Consider the following 18,499-nt stretch of genomic DNA (forward strand, 5'->3'; position numbering starts at 1 on the left):
ATTACTCGCCCCAGCAGCTGGGGTCCATCGAGTTGTAGGCCCTGATCTCTTTCTTCCCGCCTTTCAGCTGGAAATAGTCCTTTTCATACAGGCGGAATGAGCAGAGGTCGATCGGCGTCACTTCCGATGCATTGATGGAGGAAATCGCGCCGGCCGCCTCCAGGCTGCCGGTGACCAGCTCGGAGCAGAAGAAGCGCGCAAAGTCTTCCTTGTTATGCGTGAGCTTTTCCGCAACCGGGATGCTGTCGAAGGCATCGAGGGCGGATTTGATCGCCTGTGGCATGTCGTATGGCTTGTGTTCCTGGTGGATGAGGAAGTCGTAGAAGGCCTTCTTGTTCATCTTGTCCCACAGGCCTTTTTCGATGGGAAGCCACCAGATCTCGCCGTCGTAGGTCTCGACCCGGTCGCTGAGCCGGCTGATGGAAACGCCGGAAAAGCCATTCAGCGTCGTGGATTCGATCACCTGGTTGAACATCCCGGGCTGTTCATCCTGGTCGATCAGCAGCTTGGTCTGCAGGATGACGCCCACATGCGAAACAGGCGCCCTTGTCGCCCACTTGATCACTTCCGAAAAATCGCCCTTGCCGGAAAACGCAATGACATCACCAGCTTTCATTTGCGCCCTGACATCGCTGTATTTGGCCGGAATCCATGCCATGACTGCCTCCCTGGGTTTTGGTCCGTGAGATTTCAGTTTAGGCAGCGCCAGCCGGGCCATTCTCTCGAATTGTCACATCACGCTTTGGGGTAGAGGATCATCTGCGTGCAGCGGAACAGGGCGATGGCTTTGCCGGTCGCCTTGTTGGTCACCGTTGCATCCCACACCTGCGTGGTGCGGCCGCCGTGCACCATGCGGGCGGAGACGGCGATCGTGCCTTCGCGCGCGGTGCCGAGGTGGTTCGACTTCAGTTCGATCGTGGTGAAATTCTGGGCGCCTTCCGGCAGGTTGGCGACGCAGCCGAAGCCGCAGGCTGTGTCGGCCAGGGTGACGACCGTGCCGGCATGCAGGTAGCCGTTCGGCGCAAGGTGGTGCTGGACGATGTCGATTTCCGCCTGCAATTCGCCTTCCGCGGCGCCGGTGACGCGCACGCCAAGGTGGCCGGTCAGGTTGTTGTGAGTGAGTTGGTTGAGTTTTTCGAGGTCGAACTTCATCAGGCTTGTCTCCGTTTACAGATAAAGGATCATAGCAGCCGGAAACAGGGTATGCTTACGCATGCGCGGCCTGCCCCACAAGGGCCCGGTCTGCAGGCAAGACCAGAAGCTCAAAAGGTGGATTCAACCGATTAACTTACGGAGAATGACCTATGAACGAACGAGAGCAACTGTCTGCCATCGTGCAGCGCATGGAAGTGAAGCTGACGCAGGGCCGCCAGGAAGATTGGGCCCGCCTGCTGCACCGCGCCCGCACGCTGAGCGCCTTCGATTGCTCGGCCGCCAAGGGCGAGATCCTGCATTATTTCGGCGGCGCCGGCTCGATCAGCGATCTCCAGCTTGGTGAAGAATTCAGCGACCTGCGCACCCAGCTCTACACCCTCTGCTACGGCAAGCGCACCACGCATTGACGCGCAGGACGGTAGCCCTGGCGCGCATGTCCGACGTCATGCGCAACACGGCTTTGCTGCCGCCGCAAGGCTATCGTCACGCAGGCCTTGCTCGCCGCGCTCAAGCCCAGTTGATCGGCGCTTTGCCCTGCTGCGCCAGGTAGGCATTGGCGCGGGAAAAAGGACGGCTGCCGAAGAAACCCTTATGCGCTGAGAAGGGCGACGGGTGGGGCGAGCTGATGACCAGGTGCTTGCGCGGGTCGATCAGAGCGCGCTTGGCGATGGCATAGCTGCCCCACAGGATGAAGACCAGGCCGTCGCGGCCGGCCGACAGGCGCTTGATGGCGCTGTCGGTGAAATTCTCCCAGCCCTTGCCGGCGTGCGAGCCCGCCTCGCGGGCGCGCACTGTCAGCACGCTGTTCAAGAGGAACACGCCTTGGCCAGCCCAGTCGGACAAATCGGTGCGCTGGCGCGCCACACCCAGGTCGGTCTGCAGTTCCTGGAAGATGTTCTGCAGGCTCGGTTGCGGGCGATTGCCGTCGGGGACGGAGAAGCAGAAGCCCATGGCGGCGCCGGGCGTGTGGTAAGGGTCCTGGCCCAGGATCACGACCTTCACATCGTCGAATGGCGTCAAGTCGAAGGCGCGGAAGATATTGCGGCCAGCGGGAAAGCACTGGCGTTCGGCGTACTCACCGCGCACAAAGCCGGTCAGCGCCTGCCAGTAAGGCTGCGCGAATTCTTCTTCCAGTTGGGCTTTCCAGCTTGGTTCGATGCGGACGGTCATATCGAAATCTTATCATCCTGCGGCAGGCCTATACTGGCGCAATGAAATCGCATCCGAACCTGTTTGCCCGTGCCGTGACTGCAGTACCGGTCAATATCCGTCGCACTGCGCGGTTTGGCGAGGCGTTTGAGGCAATTGCCCGGAATTGCCTGGCGCAGGTCCGTGGCAACTTGCCGGGCGTGCTGGCGGGGGACGTCGAAAGCCTGCACCAGATGCGGGTCGGCGTCCGGCGTTTGCGCGCGCTCCTGTCGGCGGCACAGTCCTGGGATCCGATGCCGGAGGGGACGGCTGGCAAACTGCGTTGGCTTGGCGTGGAGCTGGGCCGGGCGCGCAACTGGGACGTTTTCCTTGAGTCGACCTTGCCCAGCCTGGGCGGTTCATCCGAGCCGGTGGAGGCGATGGCGCGCGAGCTGGCTGCGAAGCAGCGTGCCCACATCCAGCATTTGCTGCATGGTGCACGCTGCAAGGCGCTCATGGACGAACTGGCACTATGGAGCGGGGAACGCCTGTGGCGTGATCCGGCTCGCATACAGCCTTGGGACAAAGATGCGCGCAAGGTGGCGCGGTCCTTGCTGCGGCAGGCGCGCGAGCGGGTCAGGAGGCGCGTCCGCCGACTTGACGCAGCGCAGCCTGGCAGCTTGCACCGGCTGCGCATCGCAGTGAAGAAGGAGCGCTATATGCGCGAGTTCTTCAACATGAATACACGCGCGCAGGTGCTGTCCGACGCGCAGGAATTGCTGGGCAAGCTGAACGACGGCCGTGTTGCACGCGACCTGCTGCGCAACCTGCAGGATCACTTGCCCAGGCATGCGGCCGAACTGTCGTTCCTGGAGGGCTTGCTGGCGGAGCGGCAGGAGCATGAGATGCCGAAGGCCTGGCGTTTCGCCCGCCGCAAACTCTAGTCGTCCAGGCCTTTGCCGGCCAGGATTTGCGGCATGCATTTCTCGACGCGCGACTGGCGGGTCTTGGACTGCTTGGCGGAGGAGAAGTGCAGCAGGTAGCCGCGCTGGCGGCCCGGTGTCAGGCCGTAGAAGGCTTCCGCCAGTGCCGGATGCTCGTCGAGCTTTTGCAGGAATTCGTCGGCCATCGGGAAGTCTTCGGTCTTGCGGAATTCGACCTTGACGCCCGACTTTTCAAGTTCGATCGCTTCTTCGACGTAGGCCTTGATGACTTTTGCCTGCCGCTTGATGTTAGTGAGGCCGGTGAATCGGAGCTGGCGCCCTGCTTGCACGTTTGCGGTTTGCTGCACCAGGATATTTTCCGGATCCTGCATCAGGGAGCCTTTGAAGAACAGAAGCGCGCAGTATTCCTTGAAACCGTGGATCAGGACCACGTTCTGGTCGTTATACGTGAAGCATGCGCAGCCCCACTTGGTCTCCTCGGTCAGGTGCGTGGAGAGAACGATCTTGCGCAGTGCTTCGAATTCCTCGTGCCATTTATGCTCAGCCATTCTTGCCTCCGGTTGTTATTAGGTCGGCAATATACTACTGCAGATTCGCAAAGAAAGCGCAGAAGCTTGCCCTGTTTGTCACCTGAGTCGTTGACGCAATTAGAATGGCGCCTGAGTCTCTCGCACTACATTGATAGTGGAAGCAAAGAAATACGAGAGCAAGCAACATACGCCTTAGGTAAGGCACGCGCGAGGAAATAAGTCCCGGCGCTTCGTTCGGGGAGTAGCTCAATCGCCAGGACCGGGAATGCGGCCCTGGCAAAGTGCGGATTACGCCTGCTCGAGGACGTTATGCGCCTGGACGTCGGCGTGGTACGAGGAACGTACCATGGCGCCAACCGCGGCGTGGGCGAAGCCCATTTCGTAGGCTTTTTCTTCGAACATCTTGAATACGTCAGGGTGTACGTAACGGCGCACCGGCAGGTGGCTGTTGGACGGCGCCAGGTACTGGCCGATGGTCAGCATGTCGATGTCGTGCGCGCGCATGTCGCGCATCACTTCCAAGATCTCTTCGTCGGTCTCGCCCAGGCCGACCATCAGGCCGGACTTGGTCTTGACGTGCGGGTAGCGTGCCTTGAAGTCTTTCAGCAGGGTCAGCGAGTGCTGGTAGTCGGCGCCCGGGCGGGCTTCCTTGTACAGGCGAGGCACGGTTTCCAGGTTGTGGTTCATCACGTCCGGCAGGCCGTCGGCGAAGATGTCCAGCGCCTTTTCCAAACGGCCGCGGAAGTCGGGCACCAGCACTTCAATCTGGGTCTTGGGCGACAGTTCCTTGGTCTTGGTGATGCACTCGACGAAGTGGCCGGCGCCGCCGTCGCGCAGGTCGTCGCGGTCCACCGAGGTGATTACCACGTAGGACAGGCGCAGCTTGGCGATGGTGTTGGCCAGGTTGATCGGCTCCTGGGTGTCCAGCGGGTCCGGACGGCCGTGGCCCACGTCGCAGAACGGGCAGCGGCGGGTGCACTTGTCACCCATGATCATGAAGGTAGCAGTACCCTTGCCGAAGCATTCGCCGATGTTCGGGCAGCTCGCTTCTTCGCACACGGTCACCAGCTTGTTCTCGCGCAGGATGTCCTTGATCTCGTAGAAGCGGGAAGAATGCGATGCCGCTTTGACGCGGATCCACTCCGGCTTCTTCAGGCGTTCGGCCTGTTCGATCGGGATGATCTTGATCGGGATGCGGGAGGTCTTGTCGGCGCCTTTTTGCTTGTCGCTTGGGTTGTAAGTCATAGCTGCTTGCTTTCAAGTTAATTCAGGTTCGGCCACCTGCAGCTGGTTCACCAGCTCATTGGCCAAGGCCTGCTGGACATCGGCCAGCGGGACATCCACGCCCATCGATCGCATATCGATGGTTTCCAGTCCTGCGTAACCGCAGGGATTGATCCAGGTGAAGGGGGCCAGGTCCATGCCCACGTTCAGCGATACGCCGTGGTAGGTGCAGCCGTTGCCGCGCACCTTCAGGCCGAGGGCGGCGATCTTGGCGCCTTTTTTCGGTCCGTTGGCGATGTAGATGCCGGGCGCGCCTTCAACGCGCTCGCCGGCGAGATTATACGCGGCCAGCACATTGATGATCGCTTCCTCGATCTTGTTGACGAACTGGCGGGCGTACAGCTTGCCGCCTTTCTTGTTGCGGCGCAGGTCCATCATCAGGTAGATCACGACCTGGCCGGGACCGTGGAAAGTCACCTCGCCGCCGCGGTCAGTCTGCACGGTTGGGATCGAGGTAGCGCCGGCGAGCAGGTGGCCACGGTCGGCGCCCAGGCCCAGCGTATAGACGGGCGGGTGCTCGACGATCCACAGTTCGTCGGGCGTATCTTCCTGGCGCGCGTCGGTGAAGGCGCGCATCGCTGCGAAAGTTGGCTCGTATTCGGCGTGGCCGAGATGGCGGATCACCGCCGGCTGGATTGGCATAAGGCTACAGGTCGGGGAAAAGCCCCGCCATTATACCGGCCCAGCCCTTTCGCTGCTTAATGACTAAGCAGGTTTATGCCGATTTCCTTAAGCTGGCATCAGGTTGATGTGCTTTAGCCAATCTTGCAAAGACGGGCGCTGGGACTGGAAGATGACGTAGTCCTTCAGCTTTTGCGGGACCGGGTCGCCATTCATGACCAGGCGGCTCAGCATGATGGCGAGGTCGGTATCGGCAATGCACCAGCTGCCGAACAGGTAATCGCCGTTGACCAGGCGGCCGGCCAGTTGCAGCAGCTTGTTCGCTGCCGCCTGGGCGGCCGGGGACAGCGGGGGTTCGGGCTGCTCGGCTCGTTTATAGAACACGGTATAGGTGCTGCGGTCTTCCCTCAGTGCCTGCAGGTCGCTGCGAATCCAGGCCTGGACCTGGCGCGCGATCGCGCGTTTCTCAGGACGGACCGGGTACAAGCTGGGGTAATGCGGCGCGGGATACATCTCTTCCAGGTATTCGGTAATGGCACTCGATTCGGTGAGCATGAAGTCATCGTGCACCAGACAGGGCACGCGGCCAGTCAGGGACTTGGCCGTGAATGACGGTTCCTTGTTCTGGCCGGCGTCCAGGTTCACAGTCTCCAGCTTGAAGTCGAGGCCTTTTTCGCGCAGGGCGACGTAGGCGGAAATGGCGTAAGGACTGACGAATTGACTGTCCACGTACAGTTTGAGGCTCATGGCGGCGTTCCAGCTTGGTCAAGTTATTTATTTACATAATATTTGCTTGCCTCGTGCTAGCCAAAACGATATATTTTCCACCGTCTTGCTAATTTTTTTCACATGCGAATTCCCAATCTTTCTGCCCTGCGCGCTTTTGAGGCGGCAGTACGCCACGGAAACTTCTCGCGGGCGGCGGCTGAGTTGTGCCTGACGCACGGCGCGATCAGCCATCAGATCCGGAGCTTGGAGCAGGAATTGGGGGTGCAGCTATTCGTGCGCCATGGGCGGCGCGTGGCAGCGACCGAGGAGGCACGGCAATACGCGGCCACCGTGACGCGCTGCCTGGCGGAGCTGGCCGGTGGCGCCGCCCAGCTGCGGCCGCAGCAAGGTTTGCAGCGCTTGAGCGTGACCTCCATCCCCTCCTTTGCCGCGCGCTGGCTGGCGCCTCGGCTGGGACGGTTTATTGAACAGCACCCGGAAATCGAAGTCGTGCTACAACTCGGCCAGCAGTTGCAAGACCTGGCGCGCGAGGGCATCGATATCGGCATCCGCTTCGGACGCGGCAAGTATCCGGGGCTCGAAACGGTCCACCTGAGCAGCGAAATCCTTTATCCAGTAGTAAGTCCTCGCTATCGCGGTGGCGACCTGCCGGCCTCCCTACAGGATTTGGCGCGCGCGACCCTGCTGCGTTCGGAGGATGCCTGGACGCCGTGGTTCCAGGCAGCCGGACTCAGCCTGCCGGAGCCGGCTGGCGGTGTCATGTTCGAGGACTTGTCGATGCAGCTCCGTTCCGCCGCCGACGGCGACGGGGTGGCGCTGGTGCGTCATCTCGTGGCAATGGAGGAGATTGCTGCGGGACGCCTGGTGCGGCTGTTCGATATCGCCACGCCTTGCGCGTATGAGTACTACCTGGCGAGTCCGCCGCACGCCCTGCAGAAACCGCAGGTGCTGGCGTTCCGCGAGTGGCTGAAGGCGGAAATCGCCCTTAGCCAGCTCCTTACAACACCATCTTGACCATGGGGTGGCCGGACAGCGCGCGGTAAATATTGTCCAACTGTTCGCGGCTGGTGGCGCGCACGGTGCAGGTCAGGCTGGTGTAGTTCCCTTTTGCCGACGGACGCGATTCCAGCTTCCCTTCGTGGAAAGTCGGGTCGTGCGCGACCACTACCTCGATGATCGTGGTGGCGAAGGCGTCGTGGGTGGCGCCCATCACCTTGATCGGGAAGTCGCTCGGATACTCAATGAGGGACTCTTCAGGCGAGATGGGTTTCATCATGATTTTTCCAATCTTGTAACAACAAAAAAAAGACCCGGCGCGGTGCGAGTGCGCCGGGTTCCATTTTACATCGTTACCTATATGGCCCCTGAGGCCCAGTTTTCAAGTTCAGGCGGCTTCTGGCGCCTTGTTTGACAGGCGCTGCAGGCGTTCCAGGGCCGACTCGCTGCCGCTAGCCGGGTTGGTCACCGATTTGCGGATCGCGTCGATTTCGGCGGCCTGGTCGTATGGGCGCTGGCCAATGTCGGAGACGATCTTCATGCCTTCGGCTTCGTTGGCGATCGACTGGGCTCGCTTGGTCAACGCGTTGAGCGCGCTGGTGTTACCACGCATGCCGGACAGGTTGGCCAGCTGGCTCTGGCGCTCGGCGCGCACTTGCTGCAGGTCGCGCTGAGCCTTGGCCTGGGCCAGGGCTTGCATCGCCTTCTTCGCGGCGGCGTCGAAATCGGCCAGCTGCTGCGACAGGGCGTCGACGATCTTCTGCAGTTCTTCCATATAGGCCTGGGCGTCGGCTTCTTCCTGGATTTCCTGAGGCAGGCGGCCCTTGTTGGCTTCCAGCTCGTCGCAGAACAGGTTGATCGTCGCTTCCGAAATCTGGCCGGCGGCCAGGCGTTCGGCCAGGGTGCCGGTGGCCTTTTCGTCGGTTTCGATCAGTTTGCGCAGGCGGACCACGTCGTCGCGCTCCTTGTTGAAGGCGGCACGCGCCTGGGCCAGCTTCTGGGCGGCGCTGCGCAGGGTGTCGGCCAGGCGGTCGCGGTCGGCCTCGGTCGCCGTTTCCGGGTCAAAACTGGCGATAGCTTCCGACACGCGGTCGCCCAGGGCGCCAAAGTGCTTGGAAATCAGTCGTGCAGTCAGGGCCCAGCCATTCGAGTTGCTCATTTTTTGCATCCTTTCAGTTAAGTTCAATTCACCAATGCGGCGGTCGTTATTGGATGACCAGCCGTTCCTGCTCCACCGGAATTCCCACTACGAAGTCGACGTGAATTCCGCGTTTCCTTGCATCGCCGTTCACGCTCTGGAGGATTTCCGTCGTGACCAGCAGGTATTCCTTGCTGCCGTCGCCCAGTTCCCGGGCGTAAGGCATGAAGTACAGCTCTTGTTTCAGGCCCTGCATGCCGCTGGCTTCGTCGATGCGCGTTTCGGTGCCCGTGAAGGGCGGAACGAAACCTGCATTCGGGTCGCCAACATCGCGCTCGAAGTCCAGCGCTTCCTGCTCGCCGAAGGCGGTGGCCAGCACTGCGCTGTCCGCGCCGCTTTCCTCCAGCTGGCTGCGCCACAGGCTGAATTGCAGGTCGCCAAGGCCGCAGCCATCTGCGCCGGTGAAGGCGTCCTGGTCTTCCGCCGTGGTGGGAATGAAGCGCACCAGCTGCGTGCAATACAGGATTTCCTTCACCTCGCAATGCTCGTCCACATACAGCTGGAGGAACTTTTCGCGGTCGTCCTCGTCTCCCTTCGCCAGGTAGTAGCGGTACAGGCAGCCGGCCATCGACAGCTTGAACTGCGAAATGGCGAGAATCCGGCCGTCTTCCGCTTCCGGCAAAGCGACCAGGGAGCCGTTGGCGTTGGCGCGCAGCAGGGGCGACGTTTGCAGGTTCACCACGCTGCCGATCCGGGCTGCCAGCGGCAGGCCGCGGTCTTCCGGCTGCGGCGCGTCGCTTTCGACACCGCGGCGCTTGGCGCCGCTGCGCAGGTAATCGATGGCGTCTTTCCAGCCCATTCCTTAGTTCCTTTCAAACGAGTAGTTAGCGTTCTTTTTCACTTCCTGCGCCGAAGCCATCATCCGGAAGGCTTTCCAGGCCAGCCACACCAGGGCGCCGATCAGCAACGCGACTGCCAGCTTGGCCAGCGTGCTCGACTCGTGGGCGGCTGGCTTGGCGGCCGGGGCTGGCACTTGCTGCTGGCGGGCGGTCTCGACAACAGCACCAGCAATGTCGCTCGCGCCGGCGGCATCGGCCATCGCACCGGTGTTGCCGCTAACGTCACCCTGGACGGTTGGCGCCGGGGCTGGCTGGGCAGCAGGAGCAGGGGCCGGAGCCGCATGGCCGCTGGCTGCGCGGCCCAGCATGAAGCCGCCGATGCCCCACAGCCAGCCGTTGCTGCTGTCGCGGACGATTACGGGAGCCGGCGCAGTGGTCGAACCGCTGCTCGGGGCGCCGTGCTGGGCATAGGCGCCGCTGCTGTAGCCGCCATTTCCGCCGCTGCGGCCACCGGGAACGACCGGATCAAGCGGAGGCAGCGGCGGCGTGGTCCCGGTGCGGGAGGCCGTGGAGCTGCCGAAACTGCCGGGCGCCGGCTGGCCGGTAGTGGCCGCACGCCCCGTGTCATAGGTGCGCATCGCCTGGTCCTGCGCGGCGCGGCGGTCGAGGTCACGGGACATCGCCGAGTCGCGTTGTTGCGTGCGTGCCGCAGCAGGCGGCTGCGACTGGCGCTGGCCAAAGGTGCCGAAACCTGGCTTGCTCGGGGTGCTGACGCTGCGCGAAACCGTGCTGCGGCCCGAGGAAAAGCCGCTGCGGTATGAGCCGCCTGGGCGGGCATCGGCCGTGTTGGCGACTACAATTGCCACCACGATTGCCATGATGGCCGCGAAGCGAGTGCGCTTGAACATGAAATTCACCGTTGTCAGGTAGTTAAACTTTCGATGAAAATCAGCATATCTTTCAAACAATCCGACTGCATCGGTAAAAAAAGGCCAGCTTCACCATGACTAAGAAATACCTGGACATGAACCAGCACGACGCGCTTTACAAGGTGGCGCGCACTTTCCCCGGCGGCATCGAGGCGCTTGCCCAGCAAATGGGCATTTCGGCCAACGTGCTGCGCAATAAGCTGGCGCCAACCATCGCTTCGCATTACCCCTCGTTCGAGGAGGTTTCGACCATCGTGGACCTGTGCCACAAGGCTGGCGTGCACGAAGCCATGCTGCCGCTGCATGCGCTGCTGACGCGGCATGGCATGGCGGCCTTCATCGTCCCTATCCCCGATGAGGTGAGCAATGACGACCTGTCGCAGACGGTGTGCAAGGTGATGGCCCAGGTGGGCGCGGTGGCGGAGGCGGTATCCGAGGCGCTGATCGATGGCAAGGTGACGGAGGCGGAGGCCGACCTGATCGAGCGAGAGTTCCACGGCGCGCTATCGGCCTTGGGCGAGTGGCGCGAGCGCATTCGCCAGCGCGCGAAAATCAGCAAATAAAAAAGCCAGCCTGGCCTGTTGGCCGGCTGGCTAAGACTTTTTCTTCCGAGGGGCGAAATAGTCGGGACTAGTTGCGCTAGCTTATCCCTGTTTCGCTACCCCTTCATGACATCGCGTTAACGGCGCTCTTCTTCGCGGCGATCCTCACCGCGACGTTCGCGCACTTCACGGCGCTGCTGCTGTTGCTGCTGTTGCTGCTGATGCGGCTGTTGTTGAAGTTGCTGCTGCGGCTGCATTTGCGGCTGTGGTTGCGGCTGGGCCTGCTGCGGCGGTGGCGACATCTGCGGCGGACGGGCCGGAGCCATCTGCATCTGCGGCGGTGCTTCGCGGCGGCCACGGTCTTCACGGGCCTCGCGGTCCCCTCCGCCGAAGCGCGGCTCATGGCGCGGTTGCTCCACGCGTTGCGGCTGCGGCATTTGCGGCGGAGCTGCTTGCAATTGCGGCGGCTGCTGGGTCGCCGTAATGATGCCTGGACGGCGCTGCTCCTCCCGCATATTGCGGCCGCGCCAATTGTCGCGCTCGTCATTATCGGTACGGGTCCAGTTCTGGCGCGGCTGCTGTGGCGGCGTGGTTAGCTGCTGCGGTTGTTGCGGTTGGGTTTGCAGCAACTGCTGGCGTTGCGGCTCCTGGCGCTCAGGACCACGCAAGTCCGGGCCGCGTTCGGTGCGACGCTCCACGTTACGGTCGCGATTGAAGCGATCGTCCCGATCACGGTTGAAGCGATCTTCACGGCTCGGCGGCGCTTCCTGGCGTTGCGGACGCTGCAAGCTCGACGCCAAGACCGGTGGCGCGGTCATGATCGGCACATTGCGCACGTCCTGCGGCGTGACGCGCGCTCCGTTGTTCACAGGAATATGGCGGCCACGCCCCCACTGGTCGCTCGGCAGGGCGGTCACGCCATCGCGGCGGCCATCATGGTCACGGTCCTGGTAGCGCTCGTGCCAGCGCTCGTTGGTGCGGTGATTCCACACGAGGCGGCGCTCGAAATCGGACGATACGCGGTAAGCCGGCACATAGCGGTCGCGCGGGCTCAGCGGGTACCAGCCAACGGCAGGACCCGTGCGGCCCGAGCCAAAACTGACGCTCCAGTTGTTGCCGCCAACCCAGCCCACCAGCGCGGGCGACCATACTGCGCGGCCAATGACGCGGCCCGGCGTCCAGCACCAGCGGCCGCTGACCACGACCCAGCGGCCATAGTGGAACGGTGCATAACCCCAGGGCGAGTTATCGACCCAGGTCCAGCCCCAAGGCGAGATCCAGACCCAGCGGCCGTCGCGGTAGGGCGCCCAGCCGACCGGCACCGCGCGCGGGAACCAGACGGTGCCGTATTCGCGGTCTTCGACCCAGTTACCGTAATTGTCCAGGTCTTCGTAGCCGGTCATGTCAGCCGGCACGTAGCGCGAAGCGACCATGCCTTCGTCGCGGCGGTCGCGGTTGGAGACCCAGTTGTCGAAATCATCACGCCGCGCCAGCGCCGTAAAGATGTCGCCGCCGCGTACTTCCACGCGTTTGCCGGACCGGGCGGTCAGCATGGTGCCGGCGCCTTCAACGCGGGCATTGCCGGCGAAGACATTGACCACGGTGGTGTCGGGGGCGCGTTCGGAGTCGACGCGGAAGGAGCCGGGTTCGGCCAGCGTAATGCGGGCTTGCGGCGTGAGGAATTCGAACTCATTGAGCACGGCCGGATCGCGCACGCGCACGGCAGCGGTGCCGTAGTTCAGGCGCAGCACCAGGCGCTCGTCATCCAGCTCCTGCACCTCGAGGTCGGTATCGCCGTCCAGGCGGATAGCGGTGGAGCCGACGCGGAATTCCGCACGGGCGCCGGGCGCCGTCGTCAGGTGGTTTTCGCTGGTGACCGGCCAGTTCATCAGGTTGCCGGATTCTTCTTCGCCGTTGACCAGCATGGTCACCCTGCCTTCGGTCACCGTCACCCGTCCCACCCGGGCGGGCGGATCGGCCATGGCAACCGAGGTCACTGCGACCAACGCTGCCAGCATCAGGAACTGCACTATCTTGCGGCTCATTTCTATCTCTCCAAGGGAACGTCTGCGGCGTTTTTGTTTTTATATAACGCCTGAGCCTCCTTGGCGAGGACGCAAGTTACAAATAATTTCAAATGGGAGTGAAACGCTGCACCTGTTTGCCATCCACCTCGATGATTTCGAAGAAAACTTCGCGCGGGCGGCACCAGATGGAGCCGTTCGGGGCCTTGTACACGATCATCGTGCTGAGGTCGGATTCCAGCGTGGCTTCGCACACCAGCTCGTAGATGCCGCCTTTGTAATGCCTGAACCGGGTGGTCATGCCTGGGCCGCGCCCCGTTTGACGAAGAACAGGGCACCGCCGATAAACATCAAAAGACCGCCAAATACGCGATTTTGTACCTTGATGGCTGAAGATTCGCGGAAGAAGCGCTGCATCGACGAAGCCAGGAAGGCGTAGCTGTGCATCACCACTAGGTCGATCACGCACATGGTTGCGGCCAGGATCGCCAGTTGCGGCAGCAGCGGCGCATGCTGGTTGATGAACTGTGGCAGCACGGCCACCATGAAGATGATGCCTTTCGGGTTGGTGGCATTGGTCAGGAAGCCGATCATCACGCGCTTGCGGAAGGTCGGCAGCGCCTGGCGGGTGGCATGTATCCCTTCGCCTGCGGCGACTTTGGCGCGCCACTGGCTGATGCCCAGCCAGATCAGGTACAGGGCGCCCACGGTCTTCACCACGCTGAAGGCAACTTCAGAGGCGAGCAGCAGCGAGCCGACACCCGCGCCGGCAATCGCCAGCACCAGCAGCAAGCCCAGTTGCAGGCCGAGGATAGTGGCGGAAGTACGCTTCACGCCATACGACAAACCATGCGACATTGACAACACTGCGCCCGAACCAGGCGACACGGCAATGATGCAGGCAGCGATGACAAAGGTGATCCAGGTGGTGAAAGTCATGACCGATTACCGACGAATAAAGAGTTCATTGTAGCGTTGAAGATGCCCGCTCGCTGCGGCGGCATGTTAGATTGTCGATCCTGTAATTTTTCTTTGGAGTTATACGAAATGGCCGGTTCCAGCCTGCTTGCACTGATCGACGATATTGCCACCATCCTGGATGACGTGGCCGCCATGAGCAAAGTGGCAGCCAAGAAGACCGCGGGTGTGCTGGGCGACGACCTGGCGCTGAATGCGCAGCAGGTCGCAGGCGTGCAAGCCGACCGTGAACTGCCTGTTGTCTGGGCAGTAGCCAAGGGTTCGATGATCAACAAGGCGATCCTGGTGCCTGCTGCGCTGGCAATCAGCTATTTCGCGCCGTGGGCGATTACGCCGCTGCTGATGCTGGGCGGCGCCTACCTGTGCTTTGAAGGTTTCGAGAAGATTGCCCACAAGCTGCTGCATTCGCCGGCGGAAGACGACCAGCACCACAAGGAACTGGTGGACGCGAACCAGAGTGTTGACCTGGTGGCAATGGAAAAGGAGAAGGTCAAGGGCGCCGTGCGCACCGACTTCATCCTGTCGGCCGAGATTATCGTGATCGCCCTGGGCACAGTGGCAGCGGCCAGCTTCCTGCAACAGTTGACGGTGCTGGTTGGCATCGCCATCGTGATGACCATCGGCGTGTATGGCCTGGTGGGCGCCATCGTGAAGATGGACGACGCCGGCCTTTACCTGACCCAGCGCGCCGGCGCCGGCGTGCAAGCGTTCGGCCGTTTCCTGCTGAATGCGGCGCCCAAGCTGATGAAGTTCCTGTCGGTGGCCGGTACGATCGCCATGTTCATGGTCGGTGGCGGCATCCTGACCCACGGCATCCCGGGCGCACATGAGGTGATCCACCATGCGGCCGAAGCTGCCGGCTCGGTGGGCGGCGTGGGTCCCCTGCTGGCCGCCGTGACCCCGTCCGCGCTGGACACCATCGGCGGCGTGATTGCCGGCGCCGTGGTGCTGGCAGCCGTCACCATGGGCAGCAAAATGTTGAGCGTGCTCAAGCGCTAAGCGCCAGGCCTGCCGCACACTGTCATTTTTAACAAGGAGACCCTATGTCGACCCATCACCGACCTTCCGGCGCCTTTGTGGGCGCTTCCTGGACCGCCCTGCTGCTGGGCGCGGGCGCCTTCCTCGCCGGCCTGTGGAATGCCCAGATGGCCCTGAACGAGAAGGGCTATTACCTGACCTTGCTGTTGTACGGCCTGTTCGCCGCCGTCTCGCTGCAAAAGTCGGTGCGCGACAAGGTGGAAGGCATCCGGGTGTCGAATATGTACTTCGGCCTGTGCTGGATTTCCACCGCGTCCGCCGCCCTGCTGCTGGGGGTCGGCCTGTGGAATGCCAACCTGGCGCTCAGCGAAAAAGGCTTTTACGGCATGGCTTTCGCCCTGAGCCTGTTCGCCGCCGTCGCAGTGCAAAAGAACGTTCGTGATAGCTCGGCAATCCAGGCAGAAGTGGCCTGACCGGCCAACCCTGCCAGATTTGATCTACATCATTAAAAAAGCGCGCCCAAGTCCCTAGACTGTTCCCTGTGATCTTGCGTTATGGCAAGAAGGTCAACAGGGAGCGCGCAATGCGTAAGAATTTACCGGTAAGCAATCAGGAAGTAGAACTGGACGAAGACCAGGCGATCGTCTCCAAGACTGACCTGGAAGGCAATATCGTCTACGTAAATCCTTACTTCGAGCACATCAGCGGCTTCTCCGCTGCGGAGCTGATTGGCCAGCCGCAAAACATCATCCGCCATCCGGACATGCCGCCGGAAGCGTTTGCCGACCTGTGGCAAACCATCCGCGCCGGCATTCCCTGGACCGGCCTGGTGAAAAACCGCTGCAAGAACGGCGATTTCTACTGGGTCAAAGCGAATATCACCCCGATCAAGGAAAACGGCCGCACCATCGGCTACATGTCGGTGCGCACCAAGGCCGAACGCGGCCAGATCGCGGCCGCGACCGAGGCCTACCGCAAGATCATTGCCGGTGCCCGCAATATCCGCATCAAGAATGGCCAGATCGTGCGCCTGGGCCTGTCGAACGTGGTGGCACGCCTGAGCCATGTGTCGCTGGCCATGCGCATCTGGCTGGCCACCAGCGTGGTCAACGTGCTGCAGATCGCGGTCTGCATCGCTGCACTGTTCGCCGACGGCACCAGCGACGTGACGCGCTGGGGCATCTTCGGCGCCACGGCCTTCGGCTTCCTGATCAACGTCTTCCTGTGGTACACGCTGCGCACCGGCATGCTGCAGCCGCTGGGCCGCGCGCTCGATGGCGCGCGCCTGATCGCGGCCGGCGACCTGACTGGCTCCTTCGACACCGACAGCACCGACGAAGTGGGCCAGCTGCTGCGCGCCCTGCAGCAGATGAATAACAACCTGATCGCCACCATTCGCGACGTGCGCTTCAATATCGATGCGATGGCCGTGGCGACCAAGCAGATTGCCGCCGGCAATGCCGACTTGGCCGGCCGCACCGAATCGCAGGCAGCGAGCCTGGAAAAGACCGCTTCCAGCATCGAAGAGTTCTCTTCGACCGTGAAGGCCAATGCCGAGAACTCGATGGAAGCGAACGCGCTGGCGGTCAGCGCTTCCGGCGTGGCGGTGCAAGGCGGCGAGATCGTGTCCGAAGTAATTGCGACCATGGACGAGATCAACTCCTCGTCCAGGCGCGTGGTCGACATCATTGGCCTGATCGAAGGCATCGCCTTCCAGACCAATATCCTGGCACTGAACGCCGCGGTCGAAGCGGCACGCGCCGGCGAGCAGGGCCGCGGCTTCGCCGTGGTGGCCGGCGAAGTGCGCAACCTGGCGCAGCGCTCTTCCGCCGCCGCCAAGGACATCAAGCAGCTGATCGAAATCTCGGTTGAGAAGGTCAGCACCGGCATGGAACGTGCGCAGCGCGCCGGCGCCACCATGGACCAGGTGGTCAACTCGGTCAAGCAAGTCACCACCATCATGCACGAAATCTCCACCGCCTCCCGCGAACAGAGCATCGGCGTCGACCAGGTCAACCAGGCCGTCAACCACATGGACCAGGTGACGCAGCAGAATGCCGGCCTGGTCGAAGAAGCCGCCGCAGCAGCCGTCAGCCTGGCCGACGAAGCCGGCCACCTGCGCGACGCCTTCAGCCTGTTCAAATTTGAACGCACCCGTCATGCGCGCCTGACGGCTGTCAATTCGGCACGCGGCGCGCAGCAAACCCGCCAGGCGCCCAAACGCCTGGCAGCCTGATACCGAACGAGAAAATCATGAATACCATTGCAGAACCAACCGTACAGTTTGATGCAGAGCTGATCAGCCGCATGAGCACTTCCGGCCCGCGCTACACCTCGTACCCGACAGCCGACCGCTTCAAGCCGGACTTCAGCTACTCCAGCTTCCTCGAAGCGCAAGCCAACCTGCGCCTGCGCGGGGCGCGTGCACCGCTGTCGCTGTACGTCCATATCCCGTTCTGCAACGTGGTCTGCTACTACTGCGCCTGCAACAAGGTGGTGACCAAGGACCGCAGCAAAGCCGTCACCTACCTTGGCTACCTGAAGCAGGAAATCGATATGCAGGGCAAGCTGTTCGCGGGCATGAATCGCGTGGAGCAGCTCCACTTCGGCGGCGGAACGCCGACCTACCTGGACGACGACCAGATGGGCGAGTTGCTGGCCCACCTGCGCAAGCACTTCGAGTTCGCACCGGATGAAGAAGGCGAGTACTCGATCGAGATCGATCCGCGCACCGTCGATGCCGAACGTATCCATACGCTGCGCAAGCAGGGCTTCAACCGTGTCAGCATGGGCGTGCAGGACTTCGATCCCGACGTGCAGAAGGCCGTCAACCGCATCCAGCCCGCCGAGGAAACCCTGGCCGTGATCCAGGCTGCCCGCGACGCCGGCTTCCGCTCCATCAGCGTGGACCTGATCTACGGCCTGCCAAAGCAAAGCATGACCACCATGCAGGCAACGATGGACAAGGTGATCGAAGCCAATCCGGACCGCATCGCGCTGTACAACTACGCGCACATGCCGCACCTGTTCAAGCCGCAGCGCCGTATTGCGGAAGACGAACTCCCAACGCCGGCCGTGAAGCTGGATATGCTGGCCCTGTGCATCGACCGCCTGACCAAGGCCGGCTACGTCTACATCGGCATGGACCATTTCGCCAAACCGGACGACGATCTCGCCGTGGCACAGCGCCAGGGCCGCCTGCACCGCAACTTCCAGGGCTATTCGACCCATGCCGAAACCGACCTGGTGGCGCTGGGCGTGTCGGCCATCAGCTCGGTGAACGGCACCTACAGCCAGAACGAGAAGACGCTGGACGAATACTATGCACGCCTGGACGAAGGGCGCCTGCCGATCGCACGTGGTTATGCCATGGACAACGACGACCTGCTGCGCCGCATGGTGATCCAGAACCTGATGTGCAATTTCGAGCTGTCGATCTCGGCGCTTGAACTGGGCTACCCGATCCGCTTCAACCAGTACTTCGCCAAGGAACTGCAAAAGCTGCGCGAGTTCGAGCGCGATGGCTTGCTCTCGATCGAGGACGACTGGATTTCCGTCACGCCGAAGGGCCGCCTGCTGATCCGCAATATCTGCATGGTGTTCGACCGCCACCTGGCCGTCGACCGTGCTGCGGGCACAGCGCCGGGGCAGGTCCATCCGCTGCGCTTCTCGCGCACGATTTGA

22 protein-coding genes are annotated in these 18,499 nt (G+C 62.3%); 8 read left to right on the forward strand and 14 right to left on the reverse strand.

Going from position 1 to position 18,499, the window contains the following annotated elements; genetic code table 11:
* Position 1 precedes the first annotated feature (1 nt).
* Both ACN9MZ_RS01220 and ACN9MZ_RS01225 read right to left on the reverse strand, forming a co-directional pair.
* Positions 2–658 carry a hypothetical protein gene (locus ACN9MZ_RS01220; protein WP_426340529.1) on the reverse strand — a complete coding sequence of 219 codons (657 nt, stop codon included), beginning with the start codon at positions 656–658 and terminating at the stop codon, positions 2–4.
* A 77-nt stretch (positions 659–735) separates the two neighbouring features.
* Positions 736–1,152: a PaaI family thioesterase gene (locus ACN9MZ_RS01225; RefSeq protein WP_426340530.1), complete on the reverse strand. Its 417-nt coding sequence runs from the start codon at positions 1,150–1,152 to the stop codon at positions 736–738.
* 152 nt (positions 1,153–1,304) lie between these two features.
* Between ACN9MZ_RS01225 and ACN9MZ_RS01230 the strand changes: the two genes are divergently transcribed.
* A complete protein-coding gene (locus ACN9MZ_RS01230; RefSeq protein ID WP_426340531.1) occupies positions 1,305–1,562 on the forward strand; it encodes a DUF6966 domain-containing protein in 258 nt (85 codons plus the stop codon).
* A 100-nt stretch (positions 1,563–1,662) separates the two neighbouring features.
* Here ACN9MZ_RS01230 and ACN9MZ_RS01235 read toward each other — a convergent pair whose 3' ends face one another.
* On the reverse strand, positions 1,663–2,325 hold the full coding sequence (locus ACN9MZ_RS01235; RefSeq protein ID WP_426340532.1) for a uracil-DNA glycosylase: 663 nt from the start codon (positions 2,323–2,325) through the stop codon (positions 1,663–1,665).
* Between the two features lie 41 nt (positions 2,326–2,366).
* Here ACN9MZ_RS01235 and ACN9MZ_RS01240 point away from each other — a divergent pair, with 41 nt between their 5' ends.
* Positions 2,367–3,227: a CHAD domain-containing protein gene (locus ACN9MZ_RS01240; protein ID WP_426340533.1), complete on the forward strand. Its 861-nt coding sequence runs from the start codon at positions 2,367–2,369 to the stop codon at positions 3,225–3,227.
* On the opposite strand, the gene ACN9MZ_RS01245 is transcribed toward ACN9MZ_RS01240, so the two are convergent.
* The 4 genes from ACN9MZ_RS01245 to yfcF form a co-directional block, all read right to left on the reverse strand.
* Positions 3,224–3,775: a YdeI/OmpD-associated family protein gene (locus tag ACN9MZ_RS01245; protein WP_426340534.1), complete on the reverse strand. Its 552-nt coding sequence runs from the start codon at positions 3,773–3,775 to the stop codon at positions 3,224–3,226. The two genes, ACN9MZ_RS01240 and ACN9MZ_RS01245, sit on opposite strands and share 4 nt — an antisense overlap.
* Positions 3,776–4,045: 270 nt before the next feature.
* On the reverse strand, positions 4,046–5,002 hold the full coding sequence (lipA, locus tag ACN9MZ_RS01250) for a lipoyl synthase (protein WP_057265523.1): 957 nt from the start codon (positions 5,000–5,002) through the stop codon (positions 4,046–4,048).
* 12 nt (positions 5,003–5,014) lie between these two features.
* Complete coding sequence (gene lipB, locus ACN9MZ_RS01255; RefSeq protein WP_426340535.1) at positions 5,015–5,683, reverse strand: lipoyl(octanoyl) transferase LipB; 669 nt, start codon at positions 5,681–5,683, stop codon at positions 5,015–5,017.
* A gap of 87 nt (positions 5,684–5,770) precedes the next feature.
* Positions 5,771–6,409: a glutathione transferase gene (gene yfcF / locus ACN9MZ_RS01260; RefSeq protein WP_426340536.1), complete on the reverse strand. Its 639-nt coding sequence runs from the start codon at positions 6,407–6,409 to the stop codon at positions 5,771–5,773.
* Positions 6,410–6,511: 102 nt separating this feature from the next.
* On the opposite strand from yfcF, the gene gcvA reads away from it, so the two are divergent.
* Positions 6,512–7,405 carry a transcriptional regulator GcvA gene (gcvA, locus tag ACN9MZ_RS01265; protein ID WP_426340537.1) on the forward strand — a complete coding sequence of 298 codons (894 nt, stop codon included), beginning with the start codon at positions 6,512–6,514 and terminating at the stop codon, positions 7,403–7,405.
* Here gcvA and ACN9MZ_RS01270 read toward each other — a convergent pair.
* From ACN9MZ_RS01270 to ACN9MZ_RS01285, 4 genes are all read right to left on the reverse strand, one after another.
* The gene (locus tag ACN9MZ_RS01270; protein WP_426342982.1) at positions 7,389–7,664 is read right to left on the reverse strand and encodes an HP0495 family protein; all 276 of its coding nucleotides are present in this window, start codon (positions 7,662–7,664) and stop codon (positions 7,389–7,391) included. The genes gcvA and ACN9MZ_RS01270 overlap by 17 nt on opposite strands.
* A 111-nt stretch (positions 7,665–7,775) precedes the next feature.
* Complete coding sequence (locus ACN9MZ_RS01275) at positions 7,776–8,546, reverse strand: hypothetical protein (protein ID WP_426340538.1); 771 nt, start codon at positions 8,544–8,546, stop codon at positions 7,776–7,778.
* A 46-nt stretch (positions 8,547–8,592) separates the two neighbouring features.
* Positions 8,593–9,384: a DUF2491 family protein gene (locus ACN9MZ_RS01280; protein ID WP_426340539.1), complete on the reverse strand. Its 792-nt coding sequence runs from the start codon at positions 9,382–9,384 to the stop codon at positions 8,593–8,595.
* 3 nt (positions 9,385–9,387) lie between these two features.
* The gene (locus ACN9MZ_RS01285) at positions 9,388–10,272 is read right to left on the reverse strand and encodes a hypothetical protein (protein WP_426340540.1); all 885 of its coding nucleotides are present in this window, start codon (positions 10,270–10,272) and stop codon (positions 9,388–9,390) included.
* A 95-nt stretch (positions 10,273–10,367) separates the two neighbouring features.
* On the opposite strand from ACN9MZ_RS01285, the gene ACN9MZ_RS01290 reads away from it, so the two are divergent.
* On the forward strand, positions 10,368–10,856 hold the full coding sequence (locus ACN9MZ_RS01290) for a phage regulatory CII family protein (protein ID WP_426340541.1): 489 nt from the start codon (positions 10,368–10,370) through the stop codon (positions 10,854–10,856).
* Positions 10,857–10,972: 116 nt separating this feature from the next.
* On the opposite strand, the gene ACN9MZ_RS01295 is transcribed toward ACN9MZ_RS01290, so the two are convergent.
* The 3 genes from ACN9MZ_RS01295 to ACN9MZ_RS01305 form a co-directional block, all read right to left on the reverse strand.
* Positions 10,973–12,880: a DUF6600 domain-containing protein gene (locus tag ACN9MZ_RS01295; RefSeq protein WP_426340542.1), complete on the reverse strand. Its 1,908-nt coding sequence runs from the start codon at positions 12,878–12,880 to the stop codon at positions 10,973–10,975.
* 88 nt (positions 12,881–12,968) lie between these two features.
* Positions 12,969–13,160, reverse strand: a complete 192-nt coding sequence (locus ACN9MZ_RS01300) for a DUF1653 domain-containing protein (RefSeq protein WP_426340543.1) — start codon at positions 13,158–13,160, stop codon at positions 12,969–12,971.
* Entirely contained in the window at positions 13,157–13,798 is a 642-nt protein-coding gene (locus tag ACN9MZ_RS01305; protein ID WP_426340544.1) for a LysE family transporter, read from the reverse strand. Before ACN9MZ_RS01305 ends, ACN9MZ_RS01300 begins: the two co-directional genes overlap by 4 nt.
* A gap of 108 nt (positions 13,799–13,906) precedes the next feature.
* Between ACN9MZ_RS01305 and ACN9MZ_RS01310 the strand changes: the two genes are divergently transcribed.
* From ACN9MZ_RS01310 to hemN, 4 genes are all read left to right on the forward strand, one after another.
* Positions 13,907–14,836, forward strand: coding sequence for a DUF808 domain-containing protein (locus ACN9MZ_RS01310; protein WP_426340545.1), 930 nt, complete (start codon positions 13,907–13,909; stop codon positions 14,834–14,836).
* Between the two features lie 44 nt (positions 14,837–14,880).
* Positions 14,881–15,288: an inner membrane protein YiaA gene (gene yiaA / locus ACN9MZ_RS01315; RefSeq protein ID WP_426340546.1), complete on the forward strand. Its 408-nt coding sequence runs from the start codon at positions 14,881–14,883 to the stop codon at positions 15,286–15,288.
* 110 nt (positions 15,289–15,398) lie between these two features.
* Positions 15,399–17,051 carry a methyl-accepting chemotaxis protein gene (locus tag ACN9MZ_RS01320; RefSeq protein ID WP_426340547.1) on the forward strand — a complete coding sequence of 551 codons (1,653 nt, stop codon included), beginning with the start codon at positions 15,399–15,401 and terminating at the stop codon, positions 17,049–17,051.
* 17 nt (positions 17,052–17,068) lie between these two features.
* Positions 17,069–18,499: an oxygen-independent coproporphyrinogen III oxidase gene (gene hemN / locus ACN9MZ_RS01325; protein WP_426340548.1), complete on the forward strand. Its 1,431-nt coding sequence runs from the start codon at positions 17,069–17,071 to the stop codon at positions 18,497–18,499.

Source organism: Pseudoduganella sp. S-14, from assembly GCF_049913285.1.
In the GTDB taxonomy this organism is placed as follows: Bacteria; Pseudomonadota; Gammaproteobacteria; order Burkholderiales; family Burkholderiaceae_D; genus Rugamonas.